Origin of the sequence: Protofrankia sp. CiP3, assembly GCF_917627345.1 — a bacterium.
In the GTDB taxonomy this organism is placed as follows: domain Bacteria; phylum Actinomycetota; class Actinomycetes; order Frankiales; family Frankiaceae; genus Protofrankia.
This window is the reverse complement of the sequence record NZ_CAKJTM010000057.1, coordinates 18,021-34,187: the sequence shown is the minus strand read 5'-3', so window position 1 is coordinate 34,187 and position 16,167 is coordinate 18,021. Positions and strand designations below refer to the sequence as shown.

11 protein-coding genes are annotated in these 16,167 nt (G+C 67.1%); 5 read left to right on the top strand and 6 right to left on the bottom strand.

Features of this window, described 5'->3' with window-relative positions:
- Positions 1–174, bottom strand: a 174-nt coding sequence (locus MJ797_RS17915) for a DUF6104 family protein (RefSeq protein WP_239336456.1), incomplete at its 3' end; no start/stop codon positions are given.
- Positions 175–217: 43 nt separating this feature from the next.
- Positions 218–3,910 carry a multifunctional oxoglutarate decarboxylase/oxoglutarate dehydrogenase thiamine pyrophosphate-binding subunit/dihydrolipoyllysine-residue succinyltransferase subunit gene (locus MJ797_RS17910; RefSeq protein ID WP_239336441.1) on the bottom strand — a complete coding sequence of 1,231 codons (3,693 nt, stop codon included), beginning with the start codon at positions 3,908–3,910 and terminating at the stop codon, positions 218–220.
- 313 nt (positions 3,911–4,223) lie between these two features.
- Here MJ797_RS17910 and MJ797_RS17905 point away from each other — a divergent pair, with 313 nt between their 5' ends.
- The 3 genes from MJ797_RS17905 to MJ797_RS17895 all read left to right on the top strand — a co-directional run bounded on the left by MJ797_RS17905 (position 4,224) and on the right by MJ797_RS17895 (position 8,719).
- Positions 4,224–6,269 carry a hydantoinase/oxoprolinase family protein gene (locus MJ797_RS17905; RefSeq protein ID WP_239336438.1) on the top strand — a complete coding sequence of 682 codons (2,046 nt, stop codon included), beginning with the start codon at positions 4,224–4,226 and terminating at the stop codon, positions 6,267–6,269.
- Between the two features lie 307 nt (positions 6,270–6,576).
- A complete protein-coding gene (locus MJ797_RS17900; RefSeq protein ID WP_239336435.1) occupies positions 6,577–7,929 on the top strand; it encodes an acetamidase/formamidase family protein in 1,353 nt (450 codons plus the stop codon).
- Positions 7,930–8,257: 328 nt separating this feature from the next.
- Positions 8,258–8,719: a phage tail protein gene (locus MJ797_RS17895; RefSeq protein ID WP_239336432.1), complete on the top strand. Its 462-nt coding sequence runs from the start codon at positions 8,258–8,260 to the stop codon at positions 8,717–8,719.
- Positions 8,720–9,224: 505 nt separating this feature from the next.
- On the opposite strand, the gene MJ797_RS17890 is transcribed toward MJ797_RS17895, so the two are convergent.
- Together MJ797_RS17890 and MJ797_RS17885 are read right to left on the bottom strand one after the other, a co-directional pair.
- Positions 9,225–10,466: an ATP-binding protein gene (locus MJ797_RS17890; protein WP_239336428.1), complete on the bottom strand. Its 1,242-nt coding sequence runs from the start codon at positions 10,464–10,466 to the stop codon at positions 9,225–9,227.
- Positions 10,467–10,781: 315 nt separating this feature from the next.
- Positions 10,782–12,470 carry an Eco57I restriction-modification methylase domain-containing protein gene (locus tag MJ797_RS17885; RefSeq protein ID WP_239336425.1) on the bottom strand — a complete coding sequence of 563 codons (1,689 nt, stop codon included), beginning with the start codon at positions 12,468–12,470 and terminating at the stop codon, positions 10,782–10,784.
- Between the two features lie 434 nt (positions 12,471–12,904).
- Here MJ797_RS17885 and MJ797_RS17880 point away from each other — a divergent pair, with 434 nt between their 5' ends.
- Positions 12,905–13,753 (top strand): IS5 family transposase, encoded by an 849-nt coding sequence (locus tag MJ797_RS17880; protein WP_374582500.1) that lies wholly within the window; start codon positions 12,905–12,907, stop codon positions 13,751–13,753.
- A gap of 72 nt (positions 13,754–13,825) precedes the next feature.
- Complete coding sequence (locus MJ797_RS17875) at positions 13,826–14,269, top strand: GNAT family N-acetyltransferase (protein ID WP_305039785.1); 444 nt, start codon at positions 13,826–13,828, stop codon at positions 14,267–14,269.
- Positions 14,270–14,358: 89 nt separating this feature from the next.
- Here the strand turns inward: MJ797_RS17875 and MJ797_RS17870 are convergent, their stop codons facing one another.
- Together MJ797_RS17870 and MJ797_RS17865 are read right to left on the bottom strand one after the other, a co-directional pair.
- Positions 14,359–15,249, bottom strand: a complete 891-nt coding sequence (locus MJ797_RS17870; protein ID WP_239336419.1) for an LppX_LprAFG lipoprotein — start codon at positions 15,247–15,249, stop codon at positions 14,359–14,361.
- A 109-nt stretch (positions 15,250–15,358) separates the two neighbouring features.
- Positions 15,359–16,123, bottom strand: coding sequence for a succinate dehydrogenase iron-sulfur subunit (locus MJ797_RS17865; protein ID WP_239310507.1), 765 nt, complete (start codon positions 16,121–16,123; stop codon positions 15,359–15,361).
- Positions 16,124–16,167 lie beyond the last annotated feature (44 nt).

Genomic DNA, 16,167 nt, shown 5'->3' with positions numbered 1-16,167 from the left:
GTTGTCCGGGTCGTCGAGACGGGCCAGATAGGTGGCCAGTTCCTCGACCGCGTCCTCGTACTGGGGATGCAGGTCGACGAACGCACGCAACTCGTCAGCGAGCCAGTCGAGCGTCACGGTCTCCTCCCCGCGACGCGCCGACAGCTCCTCAATACCCCTGTCGGTGAAGTACACCGTCAGCTCCGGTTTCCAAGTCCCAGCCTCGTTTCGGGCGTTCTTACGCGGTGAACGCAGCCTCGATCAGCGCTTTCTGTTCCTTCTCGTGCACGGAGGAGGAGCCGGACGCCGGAGCGGCCGACGCCTTACGCGATACCCGGCGCAACCGCAGCCCCGCCGGCAAGGCGTCGGGCAGGTGGATGGCCATGTGCGGGTAGGCGCCCTGATTGGCCGGCTCCTCCTGCACCCAGACCACGTCGGCGAGGTTCGGGTAGGTGCTCAGGACCTCCCCGAGCTCCGCGACCGGCGTGGGGTAGAGCTGCTCGATCCGGACGAGTGCGGTATCGATGATCTTTTTGCTGGTCTGCTCGGCCAGGAGGTCGTAATAGACCTTTCCGCCCGACAGCAGTATTCTCCGGACGTTGCCCCGGTTGTCGATCTTTGTATCGTCGATTACCGGACGCCATGATCCTGTTGTCAGCTCCTCGACTGTCGAGGTCGCGGCCTTCAGCCGCAGCATCGACTTGGGAGTGAACACCACCAGCGGGCGTCGCACCGGTGAGAGCGCCTGCCGGCGCAGCAGGTGGAAATAACTTGCCGGGCTCGACGGAGCGGACACCAGCATGTTGTTCTCGGCGCACAGCGACAGGAAGCGTTCGATGCGGGCGGAGGAGTGGTCCGGGCCCTGCCCCTCGTAGCCGTGCGGGAGCAGCAGGCCGACCGAGTTGCGCTGGCCCCACTTGGCCTCGCCCGCCGCGATGAACTCATCGATGATCGACTGTGCCCCGTTCGCGAAGTCGCCGAACTGGGCTTCCCACAGCACGAGCGCTTCCGGGCGAGCCACCGAGTAGCCGTACTCGAAGCCCATCGCCGCGAACTCGCTCAGCAGCGAGTCGTGGACGTAGAAGGTGCCGGCGCCGTCCTCGGCCTCCAACGACTTCAGCGGAGAGTAGTCCTCGCCACTGTGCCGGTCGACCAGAACGGCGTGCCGCTGGCCGAAGGTACCGCGCCGGCTGTCCTGCCCGGCAAGGCGGATGGGCCGGCCGTCGAGCAGGATCGAGCCGAAGGCGATGGTCTCGGCGCACGCCCAGTCGATCGTCCCAGTCGCGATCATCTGTGCCCGGCGCTCGAGCTGCGGGCGCAGCCGCGGATGAACGGTGAATCCGGCCGGCAGGGTGGTCTGGGTATCTATGATCATCTTGATGGCGTCCAGCGACACGGCGGTGGACACGGCGGCAGCCGCCGCGGCCTCCGCTGGTGTCGTCACCAGCCGAGGCCCGTGAGCTGGGCGTTGGCTGGTGTCACGGGTCTCGGCGAACGCCTTCTCCAGCTGTACCGAGTAGCTCTTCATGGCCTGCTCGGCCTCGGCCAGCGTGATGTCACCACGGCCGATCAGCGCCTCGGTGTAGAGCTTACGGACCGACCGCTTCGTGGCGATCGTGTCGTACATCAGCGGCTGGGTGAACGACGGCTCGTCCATCTCGTTGTGCCCGCGCCGCCGGTAGCACACCATGTCGATGACGACGTCCTTGTGGAAGGCCTGCCGGTACTCGAAGGCCAGCCGCGCGACTCGCACACACGCCTCGGGGTCGTCCCCGTTCACATGGAAGATGGGGGCCTGCACCATCCGGGCGACGTCGGTCGCGTATACCGACGACCGGCTGGCGATCGGTGACGTGGTGAACCCGACCTGGTTGTTGATGACGACGTGCACGGTCCCACCGGTGCGGTAACCACGCAGCTGCGAGAGGTTCAACGTCTCGGCGACCACGCCCTGGCCGGCGAAGGCGGCGTCCCCGTGGACGAGCACCGGCAGCACCGTGAAGCCCTCGGGGCCCTTGTTGAGCATGTCCTGCTTGGCCCGGGTGACACCTTCCAGCACCGGGTCGACCGCCTCCAGATGGGACGGGTTGGACACCAGCGAGATCGGCACCTGGCGACCGTCCGGGCTGGTGTAGAGGCCCTCCGCGCCGAGGTGGTACTTGACGTCGCCCGAACCGTGCGCCGTCTGCGGGTCGACGTAGCCCTCGAACTCGGCGAAGATCTGCCGGTAGGACTTGCCGACGATGTTCGCCAGCACGTTCAGCCGGCCGCGGTGCGCCATTCCGAGGGTGACCTCGTCCATGCCCGCTTCAGCGGCCCGTTGGAGTACCTCGTCGAGCAGGGGGATGGCCGACTCCGCGCCTTCGAGCGAGAATCGCCGCTGGCCCACGTATTTGGTCTGCAGGAAAGACTCGAACGCCTCGGCCGCGCCGAGCCGCTCCAGGACGTGCAGCTGCTCGGCCGGGTCGGGGCGCTCGGCGGCCCGTTCGACCCGCTGCTGGATCCAGACCCGCTCGTCGGGCTCCTGGATGTGCATGTACTCGATACCGACCCGACGACAGTAGGAGTCCCGCAGGACACCGAGAATGTCGCGTAGCGTCATCCGGCGGTGGCCGGCGAAGCCGTCGACGGGAAACTCGCGGTCGAGGTCCCACAGGGTCAGGCCATGGCTGATGATGTCGAGGTCGGGGTGGCTGCGGATGGCGAACTCAAGGGGGTTCGTGTCGGCCATCAGGTGTCCGCGCACCCGGTAGGCATGGATCAGTTCGAGTACCCGGGTACCGTGATCAAGATCGCCATCGTGGGACGAGGTGATATCGGTGACCCAGCGCACCGGTTCGTACGGTATGCGCAGCGAGCGGAAGATCCCCTCGTAGAAACCGTCCTCGCCGAGCAGGAGCTGGTGCATCCGGCGCAGGTATTCGCCGGACTGCGCGCCCTGAATGATCCGGTGGTCATAGGTGCTGGTCAACGTGATGATTTTTGAGACTGCCAACTTCGACAGGGTTTCGGTGGACGCCCCCTGGAACTCGGCCGGGTACTCCATGGCGCCGACGCCGATGATTGTTCCCTGCCCCTGCATCAGGCGCGGGACCGAGTGCACCGTGCCGATGCCACCAGGGTTGGTCAGGGTGATCGTCACATCGGCGAAGTCGTCGGCGGTGAGCTTGTTCGTGCGGGCACGCCGGACGAGGTCCTCGTAGGTGAGCCAGAACTGGCTGAAATCCATGGCCTGGGCCTGCTTGACCGCGGCAACCACCAGCTGCCGGGAGGTTCCCTTGATCAGGTCGATGGCGAGCCCGAGGTTGACGTGCTCCGGCTCGACGAGGGTCGGCTTGCCGGCGATCTCAGCGTACGAGTGATTCATGGCCGGCGCCGTCTCGAGCGCCTTGACCATCGCATACCCGATCAGATGGGTGAACGAGACCTTGCCGCCACGGGACCGAGCCAGGTGCCGGTTGATGACGATCCGGTTGTCCGCGAGCAGCTTGGCCGGGACCGCGCGTACCGACGTCGCCGTCGGGACGTGCAGGGACGTCTCCATGTTGGCGGCTACCCGGGCGGCGGCACCACGCAGCGGCGACGTGGGGACGCCGTTCATCGGGACTGGCACGGCCTGCCCGGATGCCGGTGGCCGGGCAGGCGTGGCCGCGGTCGCGACCGTGTTAATCACCGTGTCGCGCGGCTGGTCGGTGGGGGTGGGGTCCAGCTGGCCTGGCCGTGGCACGGAACCATCTGTGACAATAGGGGGGACGGGCCCGGCCGTACCCGGCTGCCCGTTCACCTCGCCCGGTTGATAGTCGGAGAGGAACTCGCGCCACTCCGGCGAAACACTCTCAGGGTCCGCGAGATACTGCTGGTAGATCTCAAATACCAGCCACTCGTTGGGGCCGAAGTCGGGTCCGGACTCGGGTACCGTCGGTGCTGTCACGGGGGCGTTCCCCTCTATCTACCCTCTGTTATGGCCCGCCGCGCGGGCCCTTCCGTTGTCGTCTGCTCAGGCTACTCGCAGGCCTCACGCGATCTGTCCGAACGCTGTGACCAGTGAGACAGGCCACGGGCATGGTAAGTGTGCCAAATATGTGGCAGGGACCGTCCTTCCCGCGGGTATCCGCAGGCTATGGGTGGGTGCACAGGCCTCGCGGGAGGCGGTTGCGCAGACCCCCGCGAGCGAGCTCCGCGAGCAGGCGCTGAGACGGGCGCGAAGACACGTTCCTCACCGTGCGACTATTCCCCGTGTGGCGATGTGGCTCGGGGTCGATGTGGGTGGGACCTTCACCGACCTGGTCGCTGTCGATGACGGCGGCCGGCTGGTTTCCGCGAAGGTGCCGTCGGTGCCCGCCGACCCATCCGTGGGGGTGCTCGGTGCCGTCCGCGGGGCAGGCCTCGCCACCGAGCCTGGGACGGTCGAGCGGTTCGCCCATGGCACCACGGTCGCCACCAATGCGTTGCTGGAGCGGCGGGGTGCGCGGACCGCTCTGGTGACCACGCGGGGGTTCGCCGACATCATCGAGATCGGCCGGCAGAACCGGCCGGCTCTCTACGATCTCACCCGCCATCACCCGCCGGCGCTGGTGCCGCGCGAGCTCCGTTACACCGTCGTGGAGCGTACCGGTCCCGCCGGTGTGGTCGTCGCGTTGGACCCTGAGGCTCCGCGGCAGGTCGCCACCGCCCTCGCGGCTGTTGACGGTCTTCAGGCCGTGGCCGTGTGCCTGCTGTTCTCCTTCCGTCATCCCGAGCACGAGCGCCAGGTCGCCGATGCGCTGCGGAGCGGCCTGCCGGGGGTCACCGTGGTGGCTTCGCACGAGGTTCTCCCGCAGTTCCGGGAGTACGAGCGGTTCGCCACCACCGTCGCCGACGCCTACCTGACGCCGAAGCTGTCGGCTTACCTGCGGGCGCTCGCCCGCCGGTGCGTGGCCGCTGGGCTGCCGGTGCCCCTGGTCATGCAGTCCTCTGGGGGTGTGGTAGATCTTGAGACCGCGGCCGGGCACGCCGCCGCCTGTGTGCTCTCGGGGCCGGCCGCTGGCGTGGTCGGTGCCGCTTACGTCGCGGGCCTGTCGGGCGTGACCGATCTGCTCACCTTTGACATGGGCGGCACGTCCACCGATGTCGCACCGGTGCTGGGGGGACGTGCGCAGACCACCGGCGAGTCGGTGCTGGCCGGTGTACCGATCACCTTGCCCACGGTCGACGTGCACTCGGTGAGCGCCGGCGGCGGGTCGGTGGCGTGGGTGGATTCCGGCGGTGCCCTGCGGGTCGGGCCGCGCTCGGCCGGTGCTGATCCCGGCCCGGCCTGCTACGGCCGTGGGGGTGCGGAGCCGACGGTCACCGACGCGGACCTGGTGCTCGGCTATCTGGCTGACGGCGCGAATCTCGGCGGCGAGGTCGTCCTGTCCCGGGCGTCCGCGCAGAAGGCGTTGGCGGGCCTTGGCACGGCGGCGGGAGCGGCGGTGGGGACAGCGGGGACGGTGGCCCTGTCGGCGGTGTCCGCGGCGGCAGGTGTGGTGGCGGTTGCCGACGCGGAGATGGTCCGGGCACTGCGGGTGGTCTCGGTGGAACGCGGGCTGGATCCGCGGGAACTGACCCTGGTGGCCTTCGGCGGAGCTGGTGGGACCCATGCCTGCGCGCTGGCCGAGGAACTGGGGATGCGTCGGGTGCTGGTACCGCTGGCCTGCGGCGTGCTTTCCGCGCTGGGCCTCGCGCTCGGCGGCGTCCGCCGGGACTACCTGCGCGCGTTGCGCGGCCCTCTCACCGAGGTTGACCTGACCGCCGCTTTCACCGAGCTCACCCGGATCGTCCAGGCGGCGGTGAGTACGGCGGACGCCGCCGCGCTCACGGTGGAGCGTCAGGTCGACTGCCGGTACACCGGCCAGTCGCATGAGTTGACGATCGTGGCCGCGTCCGGCAGCGGGTTGGCCGCGTCCGGCGGTGCGGTTTCCGCCAGCCGGGTGCAGGCGGGGTTCGAGGCCGAGCACATGCGCAGGTACGGGCATGTGGCACCGGATCGGGAGGTGGAAGTGGTGGCCGTCCGCATGGTGGCGACACTGCCGGGCCGGCGTCCCCGGCTGACCGCGCCGGCCGCCGATCCCACCGCGGTGCGTGGCCGGCGCTCTGTTCACCTGGACGGTTCCTGGCAGGAGGTGGATGTCGTGCCCCGCGCGGCGCTGGGACCGGGTGACGGTGTCACGGGGCCGGCGGTCATCGAGTTCGTCGAGGCGAACTGCCTGGTGCGCTCCGGCTGGACCGCCGAGGTGGACGCGGTCGGCTCGCTGTTGCTCACCCGCCCCTGACAGGCCAGCCTGGCGGGCGCCCGCCGGTCGAAGGGCGCTGGGGGCATGGGTGGCATGGGTGGACGCTGGGGCATGGGTGGGTATCGATGCTTGAAGGGGGATGCATAGGACTGCAACATGTCAGAAACAGATGTGTCATGTTTCACTGCGAATCTGACGCCCGTGCCACGTGATGACCAGATCGCAGGTCGGGGCTCCTCCTCGGGAAGCCGCCTCGGCCCGGTGGCTGAGGCGGTCGGCCGTCGCGGACGGGTCTGTCGTCCGGGGCGCCGCGGGTGGCCGCGGGCGTCGCGGTGGTAGCGCTGTAGTGGCGCTGCAGCCGGGCAAGGGAAAAGTAGACGGAAAACACTATCTCCCGTCCACCCCTGAGACGGTCATGTGGGGTCAGGTGCCGACCGTTGAGACACGGCCGGTGCTGAGCGTGGAGTCCGGCGCCACGGTGACGGTCGACACGGTCAGCCAGGAGGGGATCCTCGACGATCAGGGGCGTGACCCGGACGCTTTCTTCGCGCGGTTCGGCGTGTCGACATCCGAGGTCCTCGATGACGCTCGCATGATCGCTGCTTCGGGAATCCCGCATCGGTTCGGTGTGGACGGTCCGCATGTGGTGACCGGACCGGTGTACGTCCGCGGTGCTGACCCCGGCGACCTGCTGCGGGTGGATGTGGTTTCGCTGCACCCGCGGGCCAGGTACGGCGTGGTGTCGATCCGTCATGGCGCGGGGCTGCTTGCCGGGGAGTTTCCCGAGAACGCCCCTCCCGGTCCCGACGCGACCGCCCGTAACTGGACGGCGTTCCGGACGGCGAGCAGCTTCTGTGCCGTCGAACGGCGCCGGGGCCGGCTCTTCGGCACGTTGGGCGGAGCTGAGGGGCGGAAGGTGCGTTTTCCGCTGTCACCGTTCATGGGAATCATGTCGGTCGCGATCAACGGTGCCGGGCCGCTCCGTTCGACCTCGGTCGGCACGTACGGGGGGGCTCTTGACTGCGGTGAACTCGGTGCCGGTGCCCGGTTGTTTCTCCCGGTACAGGTTCCCGGCGCATTGTTCGCCGTTGGCGACCCACATTATTCCCTGGGCGCGGGAAAGGCCGCCGCGGTCGCGCTGGAGGGGCCGCTGCGGGCGACCTTCCGGTTGACCGTCCTGAAGGCAGCCGCGGCCGAGGCCGTTCTCGGGGCGCTGCGCGAACCTTTTGCCGAGACCGACACCCATTGGATTGCCCTGGGGGCAGACACCGATCTTGCGCATGCCGTTCGCCGGGCGACGCGGTCGGCTCTGCTTTTTCTGTCCACCCGTCTTGGGATGAAGCGGGCCGACGCCCTCGCCTATCTGTCCGCGGCGGCCGACATCGGTATCGGCCGCGCGGCCGGTGAGTCCCAGACGGCGTACTGCCGGATGCGCCGGGCGGACTTTGGTGAGCCGGCCGTCGCCAAGCCTCGGCTGGTACGCCCCGCGTTCGCCCGGGTGCTCCCTGCCGCGGACCGCGCTGAGGAAGCTCCCGGCCGCTTCCCGGAGCCCGCCGGTACCGGCGACACGACTGAGCCCAGGGACGGACCGGACCCGGCGCAAGCGGTCGTCCCCGATGACCCGCCGGGCGTGCCCGGCGCCGGGATCCAGCCGGGCGATCGTGCGGACGGCGGTACTGGGAACGATCCGCCCGGGTAGCCGCGGCTGGTGAGCGCGGTGGGGTGGTTGCCGGCAGGTGGTTGCCGATGGGTAGTTGTCGGTGGCGTGCGGTACGAACGTCGAATGCACATGGAACAGCGCACACCAACTGACCTTGCGCGGGATGACCTCGCGGTGGTCAGCGGCTGCCCGGGTATCCGGGCTTCCGCCGCCTCGCGATGCCCGCACCCCAGCCCCGCTCCTTGATCCACTCCCCTGTTGCCGGGTCGTTTACCCTTTGCTACCAGCTTTGCTACCAGCGCATACGCGCTGAGTTCGGCGCCATTGTCCATAATAAGGACCAAACGCACACGCGGAGGAGTTTGCCATGCCCTATGCCGTGGACTTCGGCACCGTATCGACCGTCGGCCTGGAGTCGTCGCCGGCCGCGGCCGCGCTCGCTGGTCTACGGGCGAACGAAGCCCGGTACTTCAAGAACAAGTACGGCCACGTCTTCACGGTCGAGCCCGCAGACAACGCCGGGCCGACCATCGAGTGGGTTAACCGGATCCTCAACGAAGAACGCGGCATCGTCATCTCCGCTCGCCCGCTCGAGGTGACGACATTCCAGGTCGAGAACATTCGGATGGCATACGTCTTCTACGAGAACGGACTGTCGATCAATGTAATGTACACCGTCGACGACCTCGGGAAACGAGCGGTTGGGTTCAAGCTCTCCGACGGGATGGAAGTCCCCACGGAACTCGCCTCGTTCAAGTTCGCCCGGCAGAAGTCGAAGCTGGCCGGAACCATACGCGGTTCCTATTTCGTTATCAAGAACGAGTACTGAGCTCCGGGCCCCGGGACCGGCATTGCCGGTCAGCCATCGGGAAACGGTCAGTCGTCGACACCCTGGCCTCGTCGATCCGCCCCCGACAAGACCGGGCCAGGGTTACGGCAAGACGTGGGCATGTCTGATGGATGTTCTATCGCTTCCGCCCATCAGACACACCTAAGAATTCGTAATGAAATAACTTGTTGGCGGGGTCAAATGGTCGCAGCGATGCCCGCATCGTGCTGGGAGCAGGGGGCTCGGTAAGCTGATCGCGATCGGGCAGGGTCCGCGCCTTGCAGCACGCGCTCTACCGGGCGGCCAAGGCCGATCCCGGACGGCGGTTCCACGCGCTGTATGACAAGGTCTACCGCAGAGATGTCATGCGGCGGGCGTGGGAGCGGCTGCGCCGCAACCGCGGCGCAGCCGGCATCGACACGGAATCGACGGTAGGGAGCTGGAAACGGAACGCTCACGCGTCACCGCGCCAGCTCCCTACCCAACCACCCCCCTCACCGGTCTGTCAGTTCCAGAGGGTTGCGATCGGGGCGGCGATGATGGCGGTGTCGAGGGGATAGACGCGTTTGCCGGTGTGCAGGACGATGCCGGCGAGGAAGCGGTCGCCGAGTTCGTCGCGTAGCCAGGCGAGGTGGCGGCCAGTGTCGCGTCCGGGTGCGGCGTCGGCCTTGACCTCGATCCCGATGACCCTGCCGCCGCCGAGCTCGACGAGGACATCGACCTCGTGGCGACCGCTTTCCTGGCGCAGGTGGAACAGGCGGGGTCGGCTGGTGCTCACGGACAGCTCGGCCCGCAGCTGTGCTACGACGAAGGTGTCGAGGAGACGCCCGAGCAGATCGCCGTCGCGTAGGGCGGCGCGGACGTCGACCCGCAGCGCGGCACCAATCAGCGCCGGTTCGACCACATAACGTTTGGGAACCTGGACCAGCCGTTTGAGGCGGTTGGTCCACCAGGAGGGCAGGCTGTCGACGACGAGAAGGTTACGCAGCAGGCCGTCGTAGGCGTCGGCGGTTTTCGCGTTGATCCTTGCCGCTTCGAACACGGTCTTGTTGGCTACGATGCCGGCGGAGTTCAACGCCAGTACCTCGAAGTAGCGGCGCAGCCGATCCGGGTCCCGCGACTCACCCAGAAGCTCCACGTCGCGGGTGAGGAGCTGGTCGAGATAGCTTTCCAGCCATTCCTCCCGGCGGGTGGCGGACAGGCGCAGCGCCGGTTCGGGAAAGCCACCGCGCAACGCCAGCTCCAGGTAGTCGCCCAGGTCCGGCGGGTCGGCCGGCGATGACAGCGCGTCGACGCCGGCGTCGGCGATCCGGTCGACAAACGTCGGCCCCGCGACCCGCCCGGCGATCTCACGCCTGGACAGGCCGCTCATGGCGACACGCACCAGACGCCCGGTCCCGGGCCAGTTCTCGGCCTGCAGATCCGCCCGCACGGATCCGGTGACGAGGAAGCGGCCCGGCTCGGGGCGGACGTCGACGGTCCGTTTGATCGCGCCCAGTACCTCCGGCACGACCTGCCACTCATCGAGCAGCACCGGCTCGGGGAACTGGCGCAGGGCCGCGTCCGGATCCGCCCGGAAGGCGACAGCCTCGGCCGGCTCGTCCAGACGGATGACGCTACGAGCATGTCGCGCCGCGGTGGTGGTCTTGCCCGTCGCCCGCGCGCCGACGATCAGTACCGCCGGCAGCTCGCCGAGCATGTCACCGATCTTCGCGTCCACCAGTCGAGGTAGATAGGAACCGTCCACATCACTCCAAACCGCCCGCCATCTGCTGACTACCAACGTGCAGCAGCCTTGAGTACCATGTTCCTGCGGCTGTAAGTACCAGTCTCCCACAGCATCCGCTGCCGAAATTCTGCAAACTTCGGTTACGGTGCTTCGTCCCTCCAGTGCCCTCATCGCCCGGCACCGATACTCAGAGGTGGTGGCTGGCCGGTGCAGTCACGGCCACGTGTCTTCGCTCGGCAGGAGGTCCCGGTCCAGGGCACGGAGGCCATCGGCCACCCGCTGGAGCACCACCAGGTCCGTGTCCTCGCGGGTCACGGTCAGGACTTCACTCTCTCAGTCTGGCAGGTTGGCCAGGTTGAAGACACGCAGGGCGGCGTCTGTCGCGGCGTCCACGTCGCGATGCTCGAAAGCGTCACGCAGCGCCACGGTGTCCGTTTCGCTGATCGTGTCAGGATGAGGTACTCGGATCCGACGTAGGTACTGGGCCTGGAACCGCAGGGTTCCGCCACGCATCTTGACCGCGTACGCCACGATGAACGCTTCGGCCACCCGTGAGAGCAGGAGTCCACCCAGTACTCGCAGATCCCAGGTGTCCGAGACTACGTAGTAGAGGTTGTGGTGCGGGTAGCATCCGCCGGGATCGAGAACCGGGTGAATGTTGGCTTTCATGTCCGGGAAGAGGAGTTTCGGTCTTTTTATAAGCTGATGGTCGACCTTGTCGATCGTCTTGTACCAGCGGGCCGGCTGTTTTCTGGCGATATGACGTGCCCGCAGCTGGCCGCTGTGCCGGCGAAAATACCGGCCGAGGCGGGGATAGCAGGCAAAATCAACAAGCTGGCCGTCGGCGCCCCAGGGGTTGACGAGATGCGTTCCCGTCCACGAGAACGAACCACCCGTGATGTCACGGACCATCGCCAGCGGAAGGAGGCGGTCGTCCTCGACGTCCACACGTTCTGGCTCGGCTGTGATGAACACACTGTCCGCGCCCGTGGCGACCCCGATACCTACCCGGGTCCCGGTCGAGCCGTCCTCAAGGCAGGGAAACCGGTCGTTGAGGTCCTCCAGTATCGCAAGCCGCGCGGGTGAGGCTGCCGGCCAGGAATCCGTCCCGGCGAACCAGTGCGGAAGACGCGCGGCATGAAACGTCGGCGTGCGGATCGAGGTTTCCTCGTTTCTCTCTCTACCTGCCCAGCGCCGTAGTAAGATGGCCTCGTCTGCGCCGAAAGACGACGTCGTGTCGGCAACAACAGATGTTCCCTGCGGCGCACTCTGGATGATCGTGATGGCGGGATAGGCGGAGACCTGCTCAAAGAATGCGTCCACGTCGTGCATGGTGAGGACGGCTTCAACGTTGAAGGAACAGCTCACCAGCTCGCGCAGCCGGCTGCCGTACTGGTTGCGCATCCAGCGGTCCGCGCAGATGAAACCGAGCCTCCCGCCGGGCCGCAGAATCCTCAGGCCGACCTCGTAGAAACCGACGTAGACATCAGCCCGCCCGCCCATGGTGGGGCACGACGACCGATAGGCTTTCATCCGGGCCTCGGGAACGTCTTCAAGGCGGATGTACGGCGGGTTTCCCACCACGAAGTCGGCGCCCCCGTACGCGCCCTGGAGAAGAAAATCCCCCTGCCGGATCCACTTGCCGGCGAGTTTCCCGGCGTCTGGCATGTCCCAGCCGTTTTCGGTCATGAGCCGGATGGTGAGATCCCGGCTCGATCGCACGTTGCGGTCAAGGAGATCGAAGGAACACACAGCGTCGGCGGCGTCGAGTGGCGAGCGGCCGTGAACCTGGCATGAGGCGATCAGACGTTCGACTATCGGCCCGATAAAAGCCCCCCCGCCACACGCGGGCTCCACGATCACGGCGCTGGTCAGATCCTTGTCGGGCGTGTAGCCAACCCAGTCCAGGATCAGTTCGACGATCCAACGTCGGGTGAACACCTCTCCATGCTCGATCACCGGCTGTAGCGATTCGGTCAGGGGCAGAGAGCTGAGCTCGTCGAAGAGACCTTGGCTGACCACGGGTCGACGATAGCTCCGGGGCCGAGATTTGCTTCGTTCCTGCTCCGGCAATGTGGCGATGGCGGGCCAGCGACGCCGCTGGCGAGCATGGCGATAGCATCACCGGGTATGTCGCCGGACGCGGATGACGCCGTGGTGCGCCAGGCCACGGAGGATGACGTTCCCGCGATCTTAGAGCGTGTTTCTAAACTGCCACCCCATAGATGATGTTGTAGTTGTGCGAACACGCTCACATACCCATACAGGTAGACACGGCGTGGCACCCCACACGGGGGCGGACTCCTGGTAGAGCGCGGGTGTCGAATCCAACCGCCCTACCAGGAGCCCGAGTGTCATTGTCGTCTGCGTGCACGTGTGTGTCCTGCCCCGCCCACCCCGAATCCCGCCAGTCGGTAGTCGTAGCACCACACTACGGCTTCTACCCGTCCTCGACGATCACGGATGCGCAGTGGACGGTGCTCGAACCGCTCCTGCCCGCGCCGGGTAACCAGGCTGGGAAGGGTGGCCGGCCCGAGACGCACCCTCGACGGCGCGTCCTGGACGCGATCTTCTATCTGGTGCGGGGCGGCCTGGCCTGGCGACAGCTCCCCGCGGAGTTCCCGCCGTGGCGGACCGTGTACGGACTGTTCGTACGGTGGCGGACAGCCGGCAGCTGGCAGGCCATCCACGACGTGCTGCGCCACCGGGTGCGGGTGGCTGCTGGCCGCTCGCCGTTCCCGACGGCAGCCATTATTGACTCCCAGTCACTGAAAGGTGCAGATACTGTGGCCAATGGGAGCCGCGGATATGACGCCGGAAAGAAGATTAATGGGAGAAAACGTCATATAGCGGTGGATACCCTTGGACTCCTGCTAGCCGTAGTGATCACAGCGGCCAGTGTGCAGGACCGTGACGGCGCGATCCCGCTGCTGGCCCGACTGCGGGAGCGCTTTTTCCTGGTCAGCCTGGTCTGGGCCGACGGCGGGTACGCCGGCCGGTTGGTCACGTGGGCCAGGCAGGTACTGAAACTGACCGTCACCGTCGTCAAGCGCAGTGACGATGCCACCGGGTTCGTGGTGCTGCCGCGCCGGTGGGTCGTGGAGCGCACCTTCGGTTGGATCATCCGGTACCGACGGTGCGTTCGTGATTACGAACGGTTGCCATCCCAGCACGAGACCATGGTCTACATCGCTATGATCATGCTGATGTCGCGGCGGCTCGCGCGGCGGCCACCCTCGCAGCCGCGCCGGAACCCGGATGTGCAGACCGAGGGAGCCGCCTCCGATGCCGACCCGGTCCGGTAGGCAAGCAAGATCAAAGTTAGTTATTAATCTTGATGGGAGTTTCAAAACACGCTCTTAGGGCTTGTCCGCGGGCTGGCTGAGTACGAGCGGGAGCCCGAAGCGGTCGTCGCGACCGAGACGGACCTGCGGACAGCGCTGTTCGGCCCGCGGCCGGCGGTGTTCTGCCACCTGGTCGAACGGGCTGGGACAGTGGTCGGCTTCGCCCTGTGGTTCCTGAACTTCTCGACCTGGACCGGTCGTCACGGTATTTATTTGGAAGATCTTTATGTTCTCCCGGAGCACCGCGGCCGAGGCTACGGGCGCGCGCTGATGAGCACGCTGGCCAGGCAGTGCGTGGCGCGCGGTTACGGCCGGTTCGAGTGGGCGGTGCTGGACTGGAACGATCCGGCGATTGGCTTTTATCGCGCAATCGGCGCGGTGGGCCTGGACGAGTGGACCACGCAGCGCCTGTCCGGTGAGGCGCTGACCGCCTTTGCCGAGAACTGCCACCCATTCCGCCGTGGACAGGCTCAATAAGAGCGCACCTGTCGCCGGAGCCGCGTAAGCACAGTGGGCAGATTTCCGTGATCAGCGCGGCGCCCGGTTCCGTCGCCGACGAGCTCAGCTCATCCTGGCGCGATCTCGTTGGGCGGCGGTGCCATTACGTTCAGAGGTATCCCGAAGTCCGAGTAGGTGACTGTCCGGGTGATCTCTGTGTGCGGGGCTGGGCTGTCGGACTCGGCGCTGGTGACGGTGATGCGGAGCTGGCGGATGAGTCCGTCCGCGTCGATCCAGGCCTCGGTCGGCTGGCGGGCGCTTCCGAGGATGCTCTTGTAGTACTCGACGGTGGCCGTGCTGATGTTCCCTCGTTGGGATGCTGTTTCCAGGTTCACGGACAGCTTGTAATGGGTCGTCTGGATACCGTCGATGGATTCCTCGCCCACGGTGGTCACCGGGGCCGACGCACCGCTCAGGAAGCCGAGCCGCAGCGCCGCGTCGTCGCCGACCCCGGGCTGTACGGCGCCTGCCGATGCGGTGCTGGAGGAAGCAGCAGCAGCGCCACCTGGAACGACACGGGTCCAGCGCGGCGAGCTTGGCGCGCCGCCAGCCGTGATGCCGCGTTGGTAGAAGTCGGGACCGACGATCCGTACCTCGCTGCGGCCGCCGCCGTCGACGTTGCGCACGCTCTCGCTCGTGCTGTGGACGAAGTCAACCGTGCCGGTCCCTGTTGTGGAGATCGTTTGTTTGCGGCCGGAGACGGAAACGAGGGTCGCCGCATAGGTGAAGCGAATTCTTGCTGTCTTCCGCGCGATCGTCGTGTCGTAGGAGGACTCCAGCGGAGCCGGTACGCCGCTGGTCCGTGTCGGGCTCGCTGCCTGGGTCGGACCGATCACGACTGGTGAGGGGGGTTTGGCGGGGTCGGTGGAACAGGCCGCCGCGCTCAGCAACAGGCTGGCCGCCAGCAGGGAGATGCTGCCAGCAGCCAGCTGAACATCGCGCACAGCGATCCGAGCCATTCGCGGCCTCCCCGATCGTGAGCTCCGGCCGCCGTTCTGGAGATCCCCGGGCCGCCGAGCGCGCGGAAAAATCACGATCGCGCGCTTTTCGATCACTAGTCGCCAGTCATTAGAAGCGCCGGAAGATGAGTGCGCGCTTGACCTCCTGAATTGCCTTGGTCACCTGAATACCACGGGGGCAGGCGTTCGAACAGTTGAAGGTCGTGCGGCAGCGCCACACCCCTTCCCGCTCGTTGAGGATCTCCAAACGCTCGTCGGCGCCCGCGTCCCGGCTGTCGAAGATGAAGCGGTGCGCGGCCACCATCGCAGCCGGGCCGAAGTACTCCCCGTCATTCCAGAACACTGGGCACGAGGTCGTGCAGGCCGCGCACATGATGCACTTCGTGGTGTCGTCGAAGCGCTCCCGGTCCGCCGCGGACTGCAGCCGCTCACGGGTCGGCTCGTGGCCCTCGGCGATAAGGTACGGCTTGACCGCACGGAACGCGTCGAAGAACGGTTCCATGTCCACGATGAGGTCCTTCTCGACCGGAAGGCCCTTGATGGGCTCGATCGAGATCTCCGGACCGAGGTCCTTGACCAGCACCTTGCAGGCAAGCCGGTTCGAGCCGTTGATCCGCATGGCGTCCGAGCCGCACACACCGTGGGCACAGGAGCGCCGGAAGGACAGCGACCCGTCGAGGTTCCACTTCACGTAGTGCAGGGCGTCCAGCAGCCGGTCACTGGGATCGAAGGGGACGGTGTAGCTCTTCCACAGCGGCTTGGCGCTCACCTCCGGGTCGAAGCGCCGGATTTTCAGCGTGACGGTCCGTCCGGCCGTTGCGGTCGGACCCGAAGCGGCCGGTGCGGTGGTTGATAGATCGTCGGTGACAGTCACGCCGGACCTTTCTCACATCAGACCCACAGCGCGGGCCAGCACAT

What these genes read in the sequence shown, in the direction of transcription:
- MJ797_RS17895 (WP_239336432.1), top strand. Translation starts at nt 8,258, where the DNA reads ATGCCCTATGCCGTGGACTTCGGCACCGTATCGACCGTCGGCCTGGAG.
- MJ797_RS17870 (WP_239336419.1), bottom strand. Translation starts at nt 15,249, where the DNA reads ATGGCTCGGATCGCTGTGCGCGATGTTCAGCTGGCTGCTGGCAGCATC.
- MJ797_RS17905 (WP_239336438.1), top strand. Translation starts at nt 4,224, where the DNA reads ATGTGGCTCGGGGTCGATGTGGGTGGGACCTTCACCGACCTGGTCGCT.